Raw genomic sequence first — 19,372 nt, 5'->3', positions numbered from 1 at the left:
TTAAGTTTTGTTATTTTCCTTAAACTTATATAAATATGGAATGCGTTATTTTCTCGTTAAAAACAAATAAAATTACACTAAAATATCGCTATATTTTCGTTTTTAATTGAGCCCTTCGTGGAATTTTTTAGCCTCATCTAAAATCTCAAACCATGCTGCTTTATAGTCGATAAAAGCATGTGATGCAATATGTGCACTCAATGGTTCATTGATGATTCCGACTCTTAAACGAATCACTTCTGGTAAATCTAAACGCGCACTAAATAAAGGGGAACCACATGCTTTACAGAACACGCGCTTCTTATTCGCAGTTGCAAAATATTCTGAAAATAATGCTTGCCCCTGTAAAATTTCTAAGTATTTAGTTTCAATGGGCGCAATGGCAACAAAAGCTGAACCTTGTGCTTTTTGACATTGCCCACAATGGCAAACAAACACTTGAGGAATTTCTGTATTAATTTTAAGTTGAATTCCGCCACACAGGCATGAGGCTGTATACATGATTTCATCATTTTAATTTATTTTGATAGAGACTAGATTAGCTGACATTGATGTAAATGGAAGTATGATCTATAGAGAAAATTTTGATTATTTATTTACAATCACTTTCTCGATACACTTTTAAAGCTTCAATCTCAGCATAAATCAATTGCTGTAAATCATCACGAAACTGAATCATATCCTCCATCGTTTCAATCTGATCAATACTTAAACGTGGCATAAATTTAAAATAAAACGGAATTCTTTTGGGAATAATATGCTTTGGAATCGAAGGAATCACCTCGCCATTTCTCAAAAACGAACCTATTTTTGGATTGGATAAAATTTTATTAAACCATTTTTGTCTAAGCAATACGTTGGCATCAAAACCCAGTTCAAAGACTTCATCTCCACCTAAAGCCACAAATGGCGCAATGTCGTAACCAAATTCCTGTGCCAGTTTTAAAAAGCCATAGCGTTGCTTCCAAATCAGTTGATAAGCTTCGCCTTTTCGTTTAATGACTTCACGACCACCGCCGGGAAAAACCAAAATGGAATAGCCTTGTTGCATCGCTTGTTTGGCATATGCTTGTACGCCATCGACACCACCCACACGTTTCACCACTTCTTTCCAGACAGGAATATGAAAGTGCATATGATCTGCCAAACTCACGATGGCAATTTTATGTTCATTATATAAATAGTCGATGAGAATCGGAGAATCCAACACACCATAAATAGTATGGTTTCCCACATACATGGCAGGTTTTTGAGGATTGAGGTTTTCAGCCCCTAAAAAAGTCGGACGGAAGTAATAACGTTGCAATGCACTGATTACACGTAATAATTTGGAATTATGTTGAATTTCTAATTTTTTTAGGGTCATGTTGTATCTCTACAAAAACTTATTTTTAGATAAATCATTTAATCTCCCCTAACCCCTCTTTTAAAAAGAGGGGAATTTTGCGTATCACTCAGACTTAGTTAAGTGATACCCCTCCCTTTTTTAAAGGTCAGTAGTTTTGCTACGCAAGGGGAGGGATTATTTTTAAAAACAAATCATTCAACAGATCACATTGTTCATTGTTTTACTAATATTTTCAGTCATCAAACCACATGCTTTTGCACAAGAATCGAACCTACCGAATAACCCGCACCAAATGAACACAGTACGCCATATTCACCATTATTGACCTGATCCGCAGTACGATGCAACGCAATGATCACACCTGCAGAAGAAGTATTGGCAAATTCATCCAAAATAATTGGCACTAAATCAGGGTCAGCTTCCGCCACTTGTTTACCCACAATCAGTTTTAAAATCAATTCATTCATATTGGCATTGGCTTGATGCAACCAGAAACGTTTCACATTTTCAGGCTGAATGCTGTTCTTTTCCAATTGCGTAGAAATGATTTTCGCAACCAATGGACACACTTCTTTAAAGACTTTACGACCATCTTGACGGAATTGTTTATCATCACGAGATGTGAGTTCTGAACCATTCAGGAAGCCAAAATTATTGCGGATATTGTTTGAAAATTGCGTGAATAAGTGTGTATCCACAATTTCAAAACCTGTTTTGCTGTCTGTTTCTTCAATGATCGATGCTGTTGCCACATCACCAAAAATAAAGTGACAATCACGTGAACGATAGTCAGTATGACCCGAAGTAATTTCCACATTCACCAACAACACACGACGCGCACCAGTTTTCACTGCATCATAGGCTTGTTTTAAACCAAAAGTTGCAGCCGAACATGCAACGTTCATATCATAAGCATAGCCTTGAATACCCAACGCGGTTTGGATTTCAATCGCAACCGCAGGATAAGCACGTTGTAAATTTGAACAAGCCAAAATCACCACATCGATATCTTCAGCAGTTACACCTGCGTTTTCCATCGCTTGCTTCGCAGCCATTACGCCCCACTCAGCCTGAATAGAAAGCTCTTCATCTGAGCGTTCTTCTAGACGTGGACGTAAACGATTAATGTCCAACACACCTGATTTTTCAATCACATAACGGCGTTTCACACCTGAAGCTTTTTCAATAAAATCTGCACTTGAACCACGACGTGCAGTGACTTCACCTGCTTCAATTTTTTCAGCATTTTCACTGTTAAATTGTTCTACATAAGCATTTAAACAATCCACCAATTCTTCATTGGTAATGATTTCCTCGGGATGATACAAGCCTGTTCCTGTAATGCGGATGCCCATGGAAAACTCCTTCTCTAAATTCACAAATATTTCAAATTATTTCTATTCTAACTGATTCCGAGCTTTTCCCATACTTTTTGTATACGGGTTGCTGAAATTGGCATCTTGGTTTTCATCGGTTGAGAGAACAAAGAAATCCTTAACTCTTCCACCATAAAATACACATCTTTGACACGTGGATCCTGTTTAAACTTAAACAATTTATCCATCCACGGATCAACGTCTTTAATTGCAGCATCATCTCGACTTAGATTATTCGGCAAACGATCCAAACGCAATAACAATGCTTTTAAATAACGTGGATATTCTTGCCAAACATCAGCTGATTTTGTATAGACAAAATTCGCCAGACTCATCAAATCAAGCTGATCTTCAATATCATCCATATTTTTGCCAAATACAGCTTGATCCAGCATGAGCAATTGCTGACGAATCTGTTGCCATTGAATATAAATGTCACTGATCAGTTTCAAGGCTTCCTGACCATGACTTAAAAATGACTTTTTAACATCTGTTGTTAATTTCGCAAATTCTTCTGCATTAATGGGTAACTTTTCAATGCTCATTTGTAAGGTTGCATAAACCAGCATTTGTTCAAGCTGAGCGCAATCACCCAATGGCGAATAAGCCAAAGCCAAAGGTTTAGAGATTTGCTTTTTCAACTGACGGATCAAATCGCCTAATTGCAAATGAATCAGTCGAATCACCCCTTCACGGTGTTGCTTAATCGCTTCATCCTGATCATTGAAGGTTTGAATCACCACACCCGATTCATCTTTTGCATCCAACTGCGCAAATGCTTTGGTTGCCACAAGCGCCTGATATTGTTTCACCACTACGCCTGTGACTTTTTGCGAGGCTTCAAACACAAACTGTTCAGGGAAGGTTTTAAATTCACCTTTCAGTTGTTTGACAGGGCTATGTGTTTCTGTACGGCAACGTGCTTTCAACTCATCAAGATCACGTCCTTTTTCAATCAATTTACCTTTTTCATCAATGACTTTAATCAATGGAATCAGATATTGATCAATACGTTCAAACGAAAAATCTTTGGCGGTAATTTGTTCGCCACGCAGTTGAAATGCTAAAAAGTCGAAAATATGCTCACGTAAATGCTGTGCATCTACCGCTTTCATCAATTTTTTTGCTGTATCAGGAATCGGCACCAAATTACGGCGTTTATCTTTAGGCAAAGCTTTTAATAGCGCTTCGATTAAATCCAGACGCCATCCCGGAATTCCCCACGACCAAATATTTTCATCAACCTGTGGCAGGGCTTGTACAGGAATTTTAACCGTTGCGCCATCTTCATCATGACTTGGATCAAAACGATAACTTGCCGCTAAACGCAATGAACCATTGTGTAAATAGTCAGGAAATTGTTGTGTGGTTGGACGATCATTCATCCACAAATCATCATCATCCACAAACAAATAACGTGGATTTTTCGGCTCGATCGTTGCTCGCCAATCTTCAAAAGCACGGCGACTGGCAATTTCCGCAGGTACTTTGGATGCATAAAACTGGTAAATGGTTTCTTCATCCACCACCAAATCACGACGACGTAACTTATCTTCAACGCGTTCAACTTCTTCGAGTTTCAGTAAATTGTGCTTTAAAAATGGCGGTGTCGTACCCAAATTCCCTGTGGTTAAAGCATCACGTAGGAAGATTTCATGTGCCGCAGGCTGATCTACTTTTTCATAGTTAGTGGCACGTTTTGGCTCAATGATTAAACCAAACAGTGAAATTTGATCATAAGCATTGACTACACCCGGTTTTTTCGCCCAATGCGGCTCAAAATAATGATGTTTCAATAAATTTGGTGCAGCCAATAAAATCCATTCAGGTTCAATTTTTGCCAAAGTCCGCAAATAAACCTGCGAGGTTTCCACCATTTCAAATGCCATCACCCACGGCGTATTGGTTTTATGCAAGACAGATGCAGGGAAAATTCGGGCTTTTTGCTGACGCACTGCCATATAGACATTTTTTTCATCCGTTTTATTGGCAATAAAAGACAATAGACCTGTCAGTAATGCACGATGCAGATTTTCATAACTGGCTTTTTTGTCATTAAAAGACAGTTTTAAACCTTGAGCTAAATCAAGTAATTGCTCATGGGTTTTTTTCCACTCACGTAAACGCAACCAACTTAAAAAATGTTGTTTTGCAAAAGTACGACGTTTATTTTCAGTTAAATTTTCACGGTTTTCTGTCAGGGTATTCCATAGTTTGATATAGAATAAAAAGTCCGAATCCGCTTCTTTAAACAACGCATGTTTCTGATCTGCTTGCATTTGCTTATCGGCAGGACGTTCACGCGGATCTTGCACTGCAAGGGCTGCGACAATAATCAGGACTTCATTTAAAACACCAAAATGCGCACCGCCTAAAATCATACGGGCAAGGCGTGGGTCGATTGGCATTTTCGCCATTTGTAGACCGATTTTGGTGAGTTCGCCTTTTAATAAGTCCTTCTTATTCTCTTTGCTTTTGCTTTGAAGTCCTCCTTTGTCAAAGGAGGATTTAGGAGGATTTGAATTTTCGCTACGACTATTTAAATCTCCCTTGCGGAACTCCATCCGTTCCTCACCTCTTTGTAAAAGAGTGGAGTTTTTATCTGATGATTCATCATGAATCGCCCCCAACTCAATCAAGAGCTTACGACCATCATTCACCAAACGATGATCAGGTGGCTCAATAAAATCAAAAGACTCAACCGAACCTAAGCCTAAACTTTGCATCTGTAAAATCACCGATGCCAAATTGGTACGCTTAATTTCAGGTTCGGTAAATTCAGGACGACTTTGAAAATCTTCTTCACTAAAAAGACGAATACAAACACCCGGTGCAATACGACCACAACGCCCTTTACGCTGATTGGCTGCTGCTTGTGAAATTGCTTCAATCGGTAAACGCTGAACACGAGAACGATAGTTATAACGAGAAATTCGGGCAAAACCACTATCAATCACATAGCGAATATTCGGGACAGTTAAAGCTGTTTCTGCAACGTTGGTCGCAATAATAATGCGTCGTCCACCACCCGATGGATTAAAGATTTTTTGTTGTTCTGCCAAAGCCAATCGTGCATATAACGGTAAAACTTGGGTATGTTTTGGACCAAACTTATGCAACGTTTCCTGTAATTCCCGAATTTCTTGTTCGGTACTGGCAAAAATCAGAATATCCGCATGTTCAGGATGCCCTTTACTTTCCGCATCATGAAAACATTCTTCTACCGCACTGACCACCGCACGCGGTAGATTTTCTTCAAAATCATCAAAGTCATCGTCATCACTGCCACCTATCGTCATTTCTGAAATTGGACGATAACGGACTTCTACAGGAAAGCTGCGCCCTTCCACTTCAAAAATTGGTGCATCATTAAAGTACTGACTAAAACGATTTACATCTAAAGTTGCAGATGTGATGATAATTTTTAAATCAGGACGTTTTTTTACAATGGTTTTTAAATAGCCCATGATGAAGTCAATATTCAGCGAACGTTCATGCGCTTCATCGATAATAATCGTGTCATATTTATTTAAATAACGGTCATTGGACAGTTCTGCCAACAAAATCCCGTCTGTCATCAAACGAACAATCGAGTCATTAGAACCTTGCTCATTAAAACGGACTTTAAAGGAAATCGATTCACCGAGCTTTTGCCCCACTTCTTCCGCAATACGTTGTGAAACACTGCGTGCAGCCAAACGGCGTGGTTGGGTATGACCAATCATACCCGTCAAGCCACGACCTGCGAGCATGGCAATCTGTGGAAGCTGTGTGGTTTTACCCGAACCTGTTTCCCCTGCCACAATAATAATCTGATTATTTTGAATCGCTTCAATCAATTTATCTGCATATTGTGTGACAGGCAGATCTTGATTCAGTTTAATGGTGGGTAAACTTGCACATCTTTTTTTAACTTGTTGATTAGATTTTTCAAATAGTTCTTGAAATTTTTCTGGGTTGGCTTCTTTGCCTTTTTTAAGCCGATTTAAACGATGAAGATCACGAACCATGACCAATTGATCGACATTAAACTGATTTGGCACAGATGCACATTCCTAAATATTAAAAATTGAATCGTATATTTTACGCTGTGCGCTTATAGAATTAAAGATTAATCTATTTTCAATGCTTAGATTTAAATAAATACAGCACGACAACCCAGCAATATACATAAAACATCACAACAGAGATCAACAATATATAATGGTTACATAGAAAAATACTGTCATACATTACTTGATAAAAAGGTGCTGTAGAAAACATATTCATCGGAATTGCAAGGCACAAAAGCAGGAACACATTGATCACCAAAAACCAAATTTTAGTTCGAGTAAAACCAAGAAAAACAGCAAAAAATATTCCGATGATTCCTGCAAAAACAAAAAGCAAAGGCTCATCCGATGTAAAGCCATTCAGTTGATTAAAATAGATTACTTCTGCCACGCCATAAGCTGTCACACAAAAAGCGTTATCATGCGCAAATGCAACAAAGGTACTTAAGGACGCAAGCACTAAAATAAAAATTGCGATAAATTTATAATAATGAGTAGCCATTATTTTCATCGTCCCCCATGATGTTTGAATCTGTCTTGACGATCTGAAAAATACAACAACTTGCCAAATATGAGAAAACTAAAATGATGATTTTATAAATATTAATTTCAAATATCTTTTTATTTTTAAAATTCATTAAAAACAAATACTAAACTTAAAATAAAAAATAGCAATTGTCCAATCACCCACGCCAAAAGCCAATAATTTTGACAATACACAATACTGTCATAAACCAAGCCCAATACCGAAGGTGAATCGATCATGGTACTCAGGAAAATCATTTGCAGCACGATCAGTATGGCAAAAAACAATACATACCATCCCCGATGATAAGACAACAGTAAGGGAAGCAAGAAAATCAATGCCGTCATGGCACACATGCCAAATATGTCTGGATCTTTGCTTATCCCACCATTAAATTCACTAAGTGAGGAGACGGTATTTTCACCGATATATTCATACAGACAAAATGCGTTATCTCCTGCCAACAGAGATAATGATGCAATCAGCAAAGCCAACACAGCAATAACGCGAATACTTTGATCAATGATCATTTTATACAATTTCATGCCAAGCCATGAGCATCTTAGCTGAATAAAATATATACACTAAAATATTTTTTATTTCTTTTTTGCAACAATACCCTTGAAAAGCACTGTCACTGACTGCATCTTGTTTGTGTATTTGATTGGATTGTTTTGTCATTCAATTAACATATTTTTAATGTATCAATCAATATTGAAAATTGTCTTGTATGAACAAAATGATCTTTTGAAGAAATAGTTTTCGTGTTTGGTTAATTCTCTTTTCCGATTTTAACCATAAAAAAATACTATTTCCCCAATAAAGAAATATACTTTATGCTAATTTTAAATTAGATACTCACTTCAATCATGGAGATAATGATGAGCTTAATTAATACTGAAGTTAAACCATTTAAAGCACAAGCTTTCCAAAACGGTCAATTCATCGAAGTTACAGAAGCTGATCTTAAAGGTAAATGGTCTGTAGTTTTCTTCTATCCAGCAGATTTCACTTTCGTTTGCCCAACTGAATTGGGTGACCTTGCTGACAACTATGCTGAATTCCAAAAATTAGGCGTTGAAATCTACTCAGTTTCTACTGACACTCACTTCACTCATAAAGCTTGGCATGATTCTTCTGAAGAAATCAAAAAAATCCAATACGTAATGGTTGGTGACCCAACTTGGACACTTGCTAAAAACTTCGAAGTATTAATCGAATCTGCTGGTCTTGCTGACCGTGGTACTTTCGTAATCGATCCAGAAGGTAAAATCCAAATCATCGAAATCAATGCTGGTGGTATTGGTCGTGATGCATCTGAACTTCTTCGTAAAGTTAAAGCAGCTCAGTATGTACATGCTCACCCAGGTGAAGTATGTCCTGCTAAATGGAAAGAAGGCGAAGCAACTCTTGCTCCTTCAATCGACTTAGTAGGTAAAATCTAATTTCAATTAGATTTAACTGCTTAAAAAAACCACGCTTTTAGCGTGGTTTTTTATACACAAAGCTAAATTATTTAATTTCAAGTAAGTTTACATTTTCAACTTGAACATCACTCATGATCTGTCCTTGATCAAGTAAGTGATTAAAATAATTTTCAACAACTTTTGCTTGCTCAATGGTACTTTCAACTTTATACATATTTTGACGAAATTCATTACTTGAACGCAAACCCTTGGTATACCAAGCAATATGTTTCCGAGCAATACGACAACCTGAGTATTCACCATAAAATTGGTAAAGCTCAGATAAATGCCCGAGTAATACTTCTTTTACTTCCTGAATATCTGGTGCAGCTAAATGTTCGCCCGTTTCTAAATAATGTGCAATTTCACGAAAAATCCAAGGACGACCTTGCGCAGCTCGACCAATCATGACCGCATCGGCTCCTGTATAATCCAAAACATATTTGGCTTTTTCAGGGCTATCAATATCGCCATTTGCAATAACAGGAATAGACAGCATACTTTTCACTTCTTTGATTAAGCTATAACGTGCTGTATTTAAATACATATCTTCACGCGTACGCCCATGTAGTGCTAATGCTGCGATGCCTGCTTCTTCAGCTCGTTTGGCAACTCGCATAATATTTTCATGACCATTTAGAAAACCTAAACGGGTCTTTAAAGTCACAGGAACATCTACCGCAGCCACAACAGCATCTAAAATACGAGCGACTAAATCTTCGTCTTTGAGTAAAGCTGACCCTGCCAGTTTATTACACACCTTTTTAGCAGGACATCCCATATTAATATCAACAATTTGGGCACCGTTTGATACTTGATAACGTGCAGCTTCAGCAAGTTGCTCAGGTTCTGAACCTGCAATTTGTGCGGAAATCGGCGCCAATTCACCATCAAAATTGGCACGATACAGACTTTTTTTGGTCATACGTAAAGTTTGATCAGACGTCATCATTTCACTAACGGCATGACCTGCACCAAAGTATTTACAAAGAGTTCTAAAGGGACGGTCTGTGACACCTGCCATAGGTGCGACCCAAAGTTTCTTACTTATTGGTTTATCAAACAATTCTTTAACTACATTGTTTTGACTCAATTTCTTTAACCTCGTTTAACTTCTTTGAATCGACTCTTATTGACTTCTAGCACCCTGTTGTTGCACCCTGATTGCACCGTAGAAATCTCAGGGTGCAATTTAATGGGTACAGTCACTAAACGTCAACTATTGGATGGCACTATACGCTATCGTGCTCAAGTTCGCATAAAAAAAGAAGGCTACCCTGATTTCAAAGCATCCAAAACTTTTAGTAAAAAATCTTTAGCTGATGAGTGGATTAAACGCACCGAAGCTGAAATAGAATTGAATCCAGATAAAATTCTTAACCCTGTTGCTGAAGTCAAGCAAGCAACATTGGCTGATTTCATTAAAAGGTATTTAAGCGAGGCAGATAATTTTGCTCGTACAAAAACAGGAGCATTAAACTATATATCTAACATGGAGATTGCAGAGAAGAATATTTATTCATTAACACGTCAGGATTTTGCGGATCATGCAATTTCTAGACGCAAGGGAGACCCTTTAAAAGGAATTGATGGTGTTGCTCCATCTACCGCTTTAAAAGATATGAGTCATATTAAAGCCGTTTTGGTTCACGCTGAATATGTTTGGGGTGAGCAAATTGAGAATGTTATTTCTGAGTTTGATAAATCTTTAATTGGCTTACGTAAATCACGGATTGTAACTAAATCTAAAGTACGAGATCGATTACCCACCAATGATGAACTGCAAGCTCTCACAACACTTTTTTATCAAAAATGGAAACGTAAACGCAGATCCATTCCAATGCATTTAATCATATGGTTTGCCATTTATTCAGGTAGACGTGAAGATGAGATATGCTCTTTGAGACTCTCTGATTATGATAAACATAATACACAATGGCTCGTGCGCGATGCTAAGCATCCAGATGGGTCTGAAGGAAACCATAAATATGCCCACTTTGAACCTAAGGCTATCGACTTAATTAATAAATTTTTAGATAAAGAAACACGCGCTCGAATGCTTGAATTAGGTGGCGATGAAAAATTATTAATTCCAATGAATGCAGCAACTATTTCAACATACTTCACCAGAGCGTGTTCTCAACTTGAAATTGAAGATCTTCGCTTTCATGATTTACGGCATGAAGCTGCAACTCGTTACGCTGAGGATGGTTTTTCTATCCCTAAACTTCAAACAATTACTTTGCATGAATCATGGAACACATTAAAAAGATATGTGAATTTAAAGAAGCGTGGTGAACGACGTTTAGACTTTGCTGAAGCAATTGGTCATGCTGACTCTGACTATAGCAGTCACTATAAAGAGTGGAATAAAACTCAACGTGCTTTTGGTGCAATGGATATTCTTGAAGCATATGATTTAAGTATTAATAGTGAAATTGATGTTCCATATCAATTTATTAAAAATCAGATTGCTGAATTTATTGAGCACCACAAAAAGAATAAGTTTTTTATTAGAAAACATGTGAAAAAATTACAAACAGAGCATCCATTTTCTTGGAATAAAGAGAAGCAAGAGTTTTACATATCTGAAATTCAAATAGCTTGGGAAGACTGGTTCTCTGAGTGTGGTGAAGTAGATTGGTCTGAGCTACCAGCTGAAACTTCGCATTTTAGTTTTAAGAATAATCGTGTTATTAGGTTGTTTAAAAATCGGGTGCTTGAATTTGAATATGAGCTAAATGCATGGCTAGACATTTCAGACTCATACTTCTTTGATGAAAATTACCATATTGAGAAAAGATAAAGTTAAGGAGCCACCTATCTATAAAGGTAGGTGGCTCTTATCAATAGTTTCAAATTTTATATTGAGCAACTCATAGCTACTCTCAATGAATAGAAATCAAAGCTATAACAAAAAAGCTTCATAGTACCATTGCATTTAAGCCGGTATTTCTTTTGCTACCTCTTCTCTATCCCAGTTTCTATGTTGCTGAATAGCATTTTTGAAATCTTTCTGTATAGATAAAAAATCTTCAGTTATGAATACACTTTGGTCTTCTTTAATATTTAACACCTCAATAATTTTGGATTTATCTCCTACCAAAACGATTGGCTTCAAATGTTTATAAGTTTCTAATACATAGTGCTTGGCAACACCATCAGATTTAAACTTATCAAAATTATTACCATCAACAACGACAATAGCATCGTAAGTTACTGAAGGCTCACCATTTTGACGACCATCTACTTTGATCTCTTGGTCATCATCCGATTTTACAGGTGCAGCACTTGGAGCTAAAACTTCTGCGATAGCATTATTCTCTTCCGCCCATTTTTTAATTTTATTTACAGTGGTGGCATTTGCACCATCATGTACAAGTACTGCTATTTTACGTTGTGCAATATCAAGGGCAGGAAAAGCATCTATACTAAGCTTTTTGGAGATTACTATTTCTGAATTAGGCGATTTAATCTTTGCTTTCTCCACATTTAGTCCTAGTTCATTTGCTACATAATGGGCTAAATCTTCATCAATTTGACTTAGTAACTCAGATACTACACGCTGTCTAATTTCTTCTGCCTGCACCTTAGATAATTCAAATGCATAAGCATCCTTCATGTGTTGCTGCTCATGTTTGCTTAAACTACGATAATGCAAAGTAGCTTGAGAAAAATGATCTGCAAAACTTTCAGCACGAACACGCAATTTACTGCCTTGAACTTTTTCTGGATAGCTAGTAAATGCTTGCTTATCGTCTGCTGCTTCCCGCGGATAATTATTATCTACTGAATTGGGTTCATAATTAGCCTTACCTTTATGGATATGTTGATTTGCAAATCCACCACGACGATTTGTATGAAACGGACATACTGGTTTATTGATCGGTATTTGATTGAAATTAGGTGTACCTAAGCGATGCAAGTGTGTGTCTGTATAACTAAATAAACGACCTTGCAATAAAGGATCATTACTAAAGTCTATACCAGAAACAATATTTGCGGGAGAAAAAGCGACTTGCTCTGTTTCTGCAAAGAATTCATCAGGATTTCGATTTAACACAAATTTACCCAATCGCGTCACAGGCACTAATTCTTCTGGTACAAGTTTAGTTGGATCTAAGACATCAAACTCCCACTCCAATGCTTGTTCTTCTGTAAAAATTTGAGCACCTAGCTCCCACTCAGGATAATTTCCCTTTTCGATTGCATCCCATAAGTCTCGACGATGAAAGTCAGGATCCTTACCATTGAGCTTTAATGCTTCATCCCAAACTACTTGCGCTACACCCTGCTTTGGTGTCCAGTGAAATTTCACCAAGAAAGCTTCATTTTTATCATTAATTAGCCTAAAAGTATGAACGCCAAAACCCTGAATAGATCGTAAATTTCGAGGAATTGCACGATCTGACATCACCCATGTTGTCATATGTGCAGCTTCCGTATTTAAAGAAACAAAATCCCAAAATGTATCGTGAGCAGATTGACCTGTAGGAATTTCATTATGATCTTCAGGTTTTACTGCATGAACAAAATCAGGGAATTTAATAGCATCTTGAATAAAAAAAACAGGAATATTATTACCCACTAAATCATAATTACCTTCCTGAGTATAAAATTTTATGGAAAAACCACGCACATCGCGGACAACGTCCGCAGAACCTCGTCCTCCTTGAACTGTGGAAATCCGTACAAATATAGGAGTTTTTATATCAGAGTGTGTTAAGAAATGAGCTTTAGTCCATTTTTCATTCCCTTGATAAGCCTCAAAATATCCATGAGCACCTACACCTCGTGCATGTACCACACGCTCCGGAATACGCTCTCGATCAAAATGAATTAACTTATCTCTGAGCAAAAAATCCTCTAACAAGGTTGGACCACTACTACCTATACGTAAACTGTTTTGATTATCTTCAACTTTAACTCCTAATGAGCTTGTAAGAGTTTTATTTTGAGGATCTACATAGGCTTCCGATTCGAGCTGCTGAATTTTTTCACTTTTATTCTGATTTGACATTTTTATTCCCTTATATGGTGAAGTGTTAATATAAAGAGAGGGATCTAAAAGCCCCTCTCTTTTTTAACTTGTCATTTAGTGAGTTACGCGATTCCAAGCATCTCGTACAGCATGTTTCGCTTCTTCCCAAGTTAAACGTGAAGTACCCTTCACCTGTTCCCATTTCAACTTTAAGTCATGTTCCGCATCTTCAAAGCGCGTTTCAGCAGGATATTCACTACGACCTGTATAACCTAGATGATAAGCTGAACGATAATCTTTGTCGTAATCTAGATCGCTATAAGTATTTAAGGTATCTGCATAATAAGGAGTGCTATTGGCTGTGCTACGCCAATAAGCTTCCTCTTCAGTCGGGTTCACTGCTTCAGCTGCACCTTTACCAGCCAAACCACCTACAACAGCACCGACTACACCGCCTACAACAGCTCCAATTGGACCACCAACAGCACCTACTGCCGCACCAGCTGCTGCCGCACCAGCTGCTGCGCCACCAGCTGCCCCAAGACCTGTACCAACAGGATGAGCTCCTGGTTCACCTGTAATAGGGTCAGCATTTAAATCATCTCTTTGTTCTTTTGGTAAATCTTTAACTACTTCACGATCAATTTCAGGTCTATTTGGATTTGTCATCTTCTTATTCCTCTTAAAATTATATTGATTTTCTTTTTTTAGATGTAGCATTTATACATTTAAAAAAAGTAATATCTACTATATTTCACCACCTATTTTTATGATGTATCTCTAATGTAAAAATATTTAAATATTATTATTTTCATAGTTTATTTAATTGTTAATTGAAGCTTATTATTTTTAATTTATATGAAATCAACTTATATTTATACAAATATTAATATTTTAATAATAAAAATTTACAAGGATTTAAGTTTTCTTAAACTAAATTCTAGGTTCTACACCTTATCTACTTTAAGAGAAAATTATGTTTAAATCGAATTTAAAAAAAATTGCCCTTATTGGTGGTCTTGTTTTATTAGGCGTAGCAACTTTCGTTAATGCAAATACTGATGACATACCTACAGCCCCACAAGTAGATCTATACAAATATGCTGGGCAATGGCATGAAGTTGCCAGAAAACCTTTATACTTTCAAAGAGTTTGTGATTATAACGTAACTGCAAATTACTCATTGAATGAGAAAGGAAATATCGTAGTTGATAATAAATGCTTTAGTAAAAATGGGAAATTAAACCAATCAATTGGTGAAGCTTTTGTAAAAAATGCTCCAAAAAATAGTCAGCTTAAAGTAAGTTTCTTACCTAAAATTATTCGATGGCTACCTGTAGGTCGTGGTGATTATTGGATTTTGAAACTGGATGAAAACTATCAAACTGCTCTGGTGGGAAGTCCCAATAAAAAATATTTATGGGTTTTAAGTCGTGATCCAAATATTGATCAACAAATATTAAATGAATATCTAGATTATGCTAAAACACTGGGTTTTGATTTATCAGATATTATTTACACTAAACAGCAATAGTTATTAGCTTTATAAAATAGACTTTATAAAGACTAATTTATCAATCAGCTTATAACTATGAATATGGTATATTCATAGTTATCTATATAAGAATTTTAATAATGGAACTATTTAGAATTTTTATTCATGATTCATCATTAAGCTTTATTCTTGAAATCATTTTAAGATGTATCATCATGTATCTGATGATTATTATCTTTTTAAGGTTTTCTGGTAAGCGTGGCGTAAGACAACTTTCAATCTTCGAAATTGCTATTATCTTATGTTTAGGATCAATTGCTGGTGATCCAATGTTTACAGAGGATCTTCCTCTTATACAAGCCCTTACTATTTTTATTTGTATTCTAGTGCTCTATAGATGTACAACTTATTTAACAATGAAATCAAAAAAAATTGAAAGCTTACTAGAAGGCAAACCTATGTATATTGTTCGAGATGGTATGTTGGTTTTAGATGGCATTAAAAATGAAAAATATTCTTACGATGAATTTTTTTCTGAGATGCGCCAACAGCAAATTGAACATTTAGGGCAAATAAAAATTGCATTATTGGAAACAGAAGGTTGCTTAAGTTTAATACTATTTCACGATGATGAAGTAAAATGGGGGCTTCCAATTTTTCCAGATCAATACAAACAAACAATTAACTATTATCCTGAAAGATTTTACTCATGTATGTTTTGTGGAAATACTCATTTAATTAAGAAAATTGACCAAATATGTGAGCGCTGCCAAAAACAGCATTGGGTTCTATCTATTAATACTAAAAGAAGCAAATAATATCCAACTGAGTAACTTATTTTATAAGCTACTCAGAACAAATCTAGATATTCTACTTTAAGCCTCACTCACCTTCGTCGCACTCACTCCACTCAGTACTGCTAAATTATAACGCGACTCCGCAGGTCGGCACGTTTTCCCATACCAACGGAATTCTTGAAATTCACCATCGGAATATAATGCATAAGAAACAGCATTACTTTGGTTCCCACCTAAGCAGACTAATTTTTTAGTTTTTTGATCACGACCAACCACAAAACAAACATGACCACCACCCTTGCGAGTTTTAATTGCAACACATCCATAGGCAGGCTTTGCGAGTTTGGATCCGTAGTTCACATAATCTAAGGCGCGGTACCAATGTTTTGGATATTTCACACCTGCAGTCTTTAAGCAATGAGCAACAAAGGTCCCACACCATGGCGTTTCATCATCAGTGAACCAACCGCCAAGTCCTTTGATCCATCCTAAGATAGTTTTGTTATGTTGCTTGCCAACGATTTCACGCAAGCCAATATATTTTTTAGCTTCAACCATCCAAGCTAAATCATTTGAATTTTTCGGTGTGGCCAAAAGACTATTAATGCCATTTAATTGTGGTGCATGTAGCTCTGGTTGATAGATCTTCTTGCCGATTAATCCAAGCAATGGAATTACAATTCCAATAACTACGGCTTCGTGTTCTTCTGGAATGAGCTGAAAATCTAATGCCCATTGTAAAAGCGGAATTAATACAAGCATAAAAAAAGCTCCCAATGTTGGGAGCTTTACTGACAAATATTGCCATGGGTTTTCATTGATTAATTTCATTTATTGTCCTCTCGATGGCTTTGCATAATTGCCATATCTTGTTTAAGTTGATTAATTGAATTGATGGTCCATGTGCCACCCGACAACGCAACAGTCAGCACCACACCAAGCCCCCATTTCAGCATCGCAATTGCGCCTTGTGCTTTATGGTTTTGCTGCTCAAGCAGTTCCACTTTTACTCGTTGCTGATCAAGTGCCTGGTGATAACCTTTATTAATTGCATTTGTTTCTACCAACTGCTCTGATACTTTTTGCAGTCGATCTGATACTTCATTTAACTTTTTCCAAATTGATGCGCTTGGTTCATTCACATATGCCCCCTTAATTTTTTGGCAATAAAAAATGCCCTTTCGGACACTTGATTTGTTAAGTTTTTAAACTTCTATTTGAACAACCACACCTGCAGGTGCAAGTCGTTTAATCTCTTGATTTGATACAAAAACCCGATCATTTAGTTTATAAACAGTGCTACTTGTGCACATCACAAGCCCCGAATCGTCTGCGACAAGAACTTTATAATTAGGGTGATTCACGCTAGTAATTGTGCCGACGAATTCAGGTGCTTTCGGCATCAAATCAAATAAACGCTGTAAAACATTACTCATTGAGAACACGCTCCACGGTTATATTCTGATTGATCACAGCATGTGTAAATGACACGGAAACACTCTCTACAATGCCCCACCATTCCGCATTAAAAGCAATAACTTCTCCCGGTGCGCACTCTCCAACATCTTTTTGTACTGGAATTTCTAGACTATGGGTTTCGATCATTCCTGCTTTAGCCAGCAATGCTTTGCCATAACTGCCCATAGATACCGCTGTAAATAATGGATTACTCACTGTTTCTTGCAGTACATCACCTGCTGTACCTGTACGTTTTACCTGCCCTGTAAAACCTGTACGATCATTGGTTAGTGTTACACCATTGTAGTCTGGATAAGGTTCATAATCTGTGGATTGATTTGTCACCAAGCCCTCAGGTAGCAATCTATCATAATCCTCAAATTGCATCGCATCCCAAAAAGTCTTTTTATATTTCGGCTTGATTGTTAATTGATTGCTCCCTTTTTCACTATAAACAAAACCTCCACCAGCCTCAGCAATCTGTTTAATCACAGCAATCGGGGTCTGATTAGCATAGCTCAGACTATTGATTGGTACGATCCAACCGAGTTCATCAATCAATTGCCAATTTAATTGTGTATCACTATTCACTCGATCCAATTCAGCTTGTGCGAGCTGTACAGAAGTACGTTCATTTTCTTGCAGAAAAGACCGTGTTGGTGAATAAGGTGCATCAAGTAATGCAGTTTGACTGCGCCCCGTTAATTTCCAAACATCTTGTGCAAAGCGTCTGGAGCGGCTGCGGTTCTCAAGCAACATGTGATGAATATTGTCATTCACTTGAATTTTCAGGATAACAGGCTGCGCATTAATTGGTTCAAGTTTGCCAATTTCAGATGCAGGTACAGTTAGGTTGTAGGACCAACACCACTGACTTCGACTTGTGTTATAGCTGCCATCAATGACTTTTATTTTTTCACCATTGTCTAGGCGACTGACTTCTATTTTATTCACGATATACCACCAATCACGCGGTGCAAGACTCGGAATACAGTCCTCATCACCAAAATTTAAAATAACATTGTGTGCATCAACGTCATGCCATAAACAAATAAAATTAAGATCACCAGAACCGACATATTCTTTAGGTTTGGGTTTTGCCCAAGGTAAAATTGGATGCTTACGATAATAAATTGACTGCGCTTGCTGCCAAGGAATGTCGGATTTGGTGACGAGTTCTAAGCCTGTATCCCATATAAACCCGAAACGTTTTTCAAAAACATGAGCAACTTCATGTGAAAAAGTGAATTGCTTACGCTTTCTAATCAGTTCGTCCCAGTGGTTTTCGCGTTGAACTCTTAATTTTTTGCTTTCATCAAATAATATATTGCGAACAATAACGCATTTTTCAGCATGATTCCAAGAAACGCTTTTCGCAGTATTTAACCCTGTACTTTCTTCAAAAACAGTTCGAATATCACGCTGTAAAACCTGTGTTCGCTCATACTGATTTGAAATATAACGACTCAGGCTTTGTGCTTGCTCAAAATAAAAAGCACTATTTTGTGCCCTAAAAGTCGGCTTAGCATAGCGTGCAGTCAGTCCAGTTTCAGTGCCAACTGCTTTTTGAAACATCGTTGTTAAAAAAGAATAGATGCTCTGATTAAAATTAAGATCATAAGTTCCTAGAATATCTGTAAAAAACGATAGATCCACAACCGCATCAATACGATTTTGATCTGTAGGTACAGCATCTTTGTATGTGCCTACAATTTCAGAAATAAAGCTTAGATCAATCTCAGCATCAAGAGTATTCGGCACATAGTGTTCTTCTGCGCCAAAATCTAAAGTGGTGCTGCCAGTACTCAGCTCATCAAAATTCAGAATTACATTGTGTGAATCGGGCGGTGTATAGTTCGACACATGTACACCT

At 37.0% G+C, this 19,372-nt stretch carries 17 protein-coding genes; 4 read left to right on the top strand and 13 right to left on the bottom strand.

Annotated features, from left to right (window positions below; all coding sequences use genetic code 11):
* Positions 1-102: 102 nt before the first annotated feature.
* From HX005_RS11180 to HX005_RS11155, 6 genes are all read right to left on the bottom strand, one after another.
* The gene (locus HX005_RS11180) at positions 103-501 is read right to left on the bottom strand and encodes a GFA family protein (protein ID WP_286377425.1); all 399 of its coding nucleotides are present in this window, start codon (positions 499-501) and stop codon (positions 103-105) included.
* 91 nt (positions 502-592) lie between these two features.
* Complete coding sequence (locus tag HX005_RS11175) at positions 593-1,366, bottom strand: lysophospholipid acyltransferase family protein (protein WP_286377424.1); 774 nt, start codon at positions 1,364-1,366, stop codon at positions 593-595.
* A 221-nt stretch (positions 1,367-1,587) separates the two neighbouring features.
* Positions 1,588-2,703, bottom strand: a complete 1,116-nt coding sequence (locus tag HX005_RS11170) for a beta-ketoacyl-ACP synthase III (RefSeq protein ID WP_286377423.1) — start codon at positions 2,701-2,703, stop codon at positions 1,588-1,590.
* A 47-nt stretch (positions 2,704-2,750) separates the two neighbouring features.
* The gene (locus tag HX005_RS11165) at positions 2,751-6,734 is read right to left on the bottom strand and encodes a DUF3418 domain-containing protein (RefSeq protein WP_502872734.1); all 3,984 of its coding nucleotides are present in this window, start codon (positions 6,732-6,734) and stop codon (positions 2,751-2,753) included.
* Positions 6,735-6,846: 112 nt separating this feature from the next.
* A complete protein-coding gene (locus tag HX005_RS11160) occupies positions 6,847-7,278 on the bottom strand; it encodes a hypothetical protein (RefSeq protein WP_286377421.1) in 432 nt (143 codons plus the stop codon).
* Between the two features lie 125 nt (positions 7,279-7,403).
* Positions 7,404-7,847: a hypothetical protein gene (locus tag HX005_RS11155; RefSeq protein ID WP_286377420.1), complete on the bottom strand. Its 444-nt coding sequence runs from the start codon at positions 7,845-7,847 to the stop codon at positions 7,404-7,406.
* Positions 7,848-8,183: 336 nt separating this feature from the next.
* Here HX005_RS11155 and ahpC point away from each other — a divergent pair, with 336 nt between their 5' ends.
* Positions 8,184-8,747 (top strand): alkyl hydroperoxide reductase subunit C, encoded by a 564-nt coding sequence (gene ahpC / locus HX005_RS11150; RefSeq protein WP_068972746.1) that lies wholly within the window; start codon positions 8,184-8,186, stop codon positions 8,745-8,747.
* Between the two features lie 67 nt (positions 8,748-8,814).
* Here the strand turns inward: ahpC and dusB are convergent, their stop codons facing one another.
* Complete coding sequence (gene dusB / locus HX005_RS11145; protein ID WP_265935924.1) at positions 8,815-9,834, bottom strand: tRNA dihydrouridine synthase DusB; 1,020 nt, start codon at positions 9,832-9,834, stop codon at positions 8,815-8,817.
* A gap of 129 nt (positions 9,835-9,963) precedes the next feature.
* On the opposite strand from dusB, the gene HX005_RS11140 reads away from it, so the two are divergent.
* Entirely contained in the window at positions 9,964-11,574 is a 1,611-nt protein-coding gene (locus HX005_RS11140; protein WP_286377419.1) for a tyrosine-type recombinase/integrase, read from the top strand.
* A 135-nt stretch (positions 11,575-11,709) separates the two neighbouring features.
* Here the strand turns inward: HX005_RS11140 and HX005_RS11135 are convergent, their stop codons facing one another.
* The gene (locus HX005_RS11135; protein WP_286377418.1) at positions 11,710-13,788 is read right to left on the bottom strand and encodes a catalase; all 2,079 of its coding nucleotides are present in this window, start codon (positions 13,786-13,788) and stop codon (positions 11,710-11,712) included.
* A 75-nt stretch (positions 13,789-13,863) separates the two neighbouring features.
* Positions 13,864-14,418: a hypothetical protein gene (locus HX005_RS11130; RefSeq protein WP_286377417.1), complete on the bottom strand. Its 555-nt coding sequence runs from the start codon at positions 14,416-14,418 to the stop codon at positions 13,864-13,866.
* A gap of 307 nt (positions 14,419-14,725) precedes the next feature.
* On the opposite strand from HX005_RS11130, the gene HX005_RS11125 reads away from it, so the two are divergent.
* Together HX005_RS11125 and HX005_RS11120 are read left to right on the top strand one after the other, a co-directional pair.
* The gene (locus tag HX005_RS11125; protein ID WP_286377416.1) at positions 14,726-15,283 is read left to right on the top strand and encodes a lipocalin family protein; all 558 of its coding nucleotides are present in this window, start codon (positions 14,726-14,728) and stop codon (positions 15,281-15,283) included.
* A 101-nt stretch (positions 15,284-15,384) separates the two neighbouring features.
* Entirely contained in the window at positions 15,385-16,062 is a 678-nt protein-coding gene (locus HX005_RS11120) for a DUF421 domain-containing protein (protein ID WP_286377415.1), read from the top strand.
* 57 nt (positions 16,063-16,119) lie between these two features.
* On the opposite strand, the gene HX005_RS11115 is transcribed toward HX005_RS11120, so the two are convergent.
* From HX005_RS11115 to HX005_RS11100, 4 genes are all read right to left on the bottom strand, one after another.
* The gene (locus tag HX005_RS11115) at positions 16,120-16,872 is read right to left on the bottom strand and encodes an NlpC/P60 family protein (RefSeq protein WP_286377414.1); all 753 of its coding nucleotides are present in this window, start codon (positions 16,870-16,872) and stop codon (positions 16,120-16,122) included.
* Complete coding sequence (locus HX005_RS11110; RefSeq protein ID WP_286377413.1) at positions 16,869-17,183, bottom strand: hypothetical protein; 315 nt, start codon at positions 17,181-17,183, stop codon at positions 16,869-16,871. Before HX005_RS11110 ends, HX005_RS11115 begins: the two co-directional genes overlap by 4 nt.
* A gap of 63 nt (positions 17,184-17,246) precedes the next feature.
* Positions 17,247-17,477, bottom strand: coding sequence for a hypothetical protein (locus HX005_RS11105; protein ID WP_286377412.1), 231 nt, complete (start codon positions 17,475-17,477; stop codon positions 17,247-17,249).
* A complete protein-coding gene (locus tag HX005_RS11100; RefSeq protein WP_286377411.1) occupies positions 17,470-19,362 on the bottom strand; it encodes a hypothetical protein in 1,893 nt (630 codons plus the stop codon). The genes HX005_RS11105 and HX005_RS11100 overlap by 8 nt, the downstream gene beginning before the upstream one ends.
* Between the last annotated feature and the right edge of the window lie 10 nt (positions 19,363-19,372).

It is taken from the genome of Acinetobacter sp. R933-2 (assembly GCF_030325485.1).
Classification (GTDB): Bacteria; Pseudomonadota; Gammaproteobacteria; order Pseudomonadales; family Moraxellaceae; genus Acinetobacter; species Acinetobacter sichuanensis.
This window is presented reverse-complemented; position numbering and strand designations above follow the sequence as displayed.

Bases quoted from the DNA above. Each gene is read 5' to 3' on its own strand.
- HX005_RS11180 (WP_286377425.1), bottom strand. From the start codon at position 501: ATGTATACAGCCTCATGCCTGTGTGGCGGAATTCAACTTAAAATTAAT.
- HX005_RS11175 (WP_286377424.1), bottom strand. From the start codon at position 1,366: ATGACCCTAAAAAAATTAGAAATTCAACATAATTCCAAATTATTACGT.
- HX005_RS11170 (WP_286377423.1), bottom strand. From the start codon at position 2,703: ATGGGCATCCGCATTACAGGAACAGGCTTGTATCATCCCGAGGAAATC.
- HX005_RS11165 (WP_502872734.1), bottom strand. From the start codon at position 6,734: ATGGTTCGTGATCTTCATCGTTTAAATCGGCTTAAAAAAGGCAAAGAA.
- HX005_RS11160 (WP_286377421.1), bottom strand. From the start codon at position 7,278: ATGGCTACTCATTATTATAAATTTATCGCAATTTTTATTTTAGTGCTT.
- HX005_RS11155 (WP_286377420.1), bottom strand. From the start codon at position 7,847: ATGAAATTGTATAAAATGATCATTGATCAAAGTATTCGCGTTATTGCT.
- ahpC (WP_068972746.1), top strand. From the start codon at position 8,184: ATGAGCTTAATTAATACTGAAGTTAAACCATTTAAAGCACAAGCTTTC.
- HX005_RS11140 (WP_286377419.1), top strand. From the start codon at position 9,964: ATGGGTACAGTCACTAAACGTCAACTATTGGATGGCACTATACGCTAT.
- HX005_RS11135 (WP_286377418.1), bottom strand. From the start codon at position 13,788: ATGTCAAATCAGAATAAAAGTGAAAAAATTCAGCAGCTCGAATCGGAA.
- HX005_RS11130 (WP_286377417.1), bottom strand. From the start codon at position 14,418: ATGACAAATCCAAATAGACCTGAAATTGATCGTGAAGTAGTTAAAGAT.
- HX005_RS11125 (WP_286377416.1), top strand. From the start codon at position 14,726: ATGTTTAAATCGAATTTAAAAAAAATTGCCCTTATTGGTGGTCTTGTT.
- HX005_RS11120 (WP_286377415.1), top strand. From the start codon at position 15,385: ATGGAACTATTTAGAATTTTTATTCATGATTCATCATTAAGCTTTATT.
- HX005_RS11115 (WP_286377414.1), bottom strand. From the start codon at position 16,872: ATGAAATTAATCAATGAAAACCCATGGCAATATTTGTCAGTAAAGCTC.
- HX005_RS11105 (WP_286377412.1), bottom strand. From the start codon at position 17,477: ATGAGTAATGTTTTACAGCGTTTATTTGATTTGATGCCGAAAGCACCT.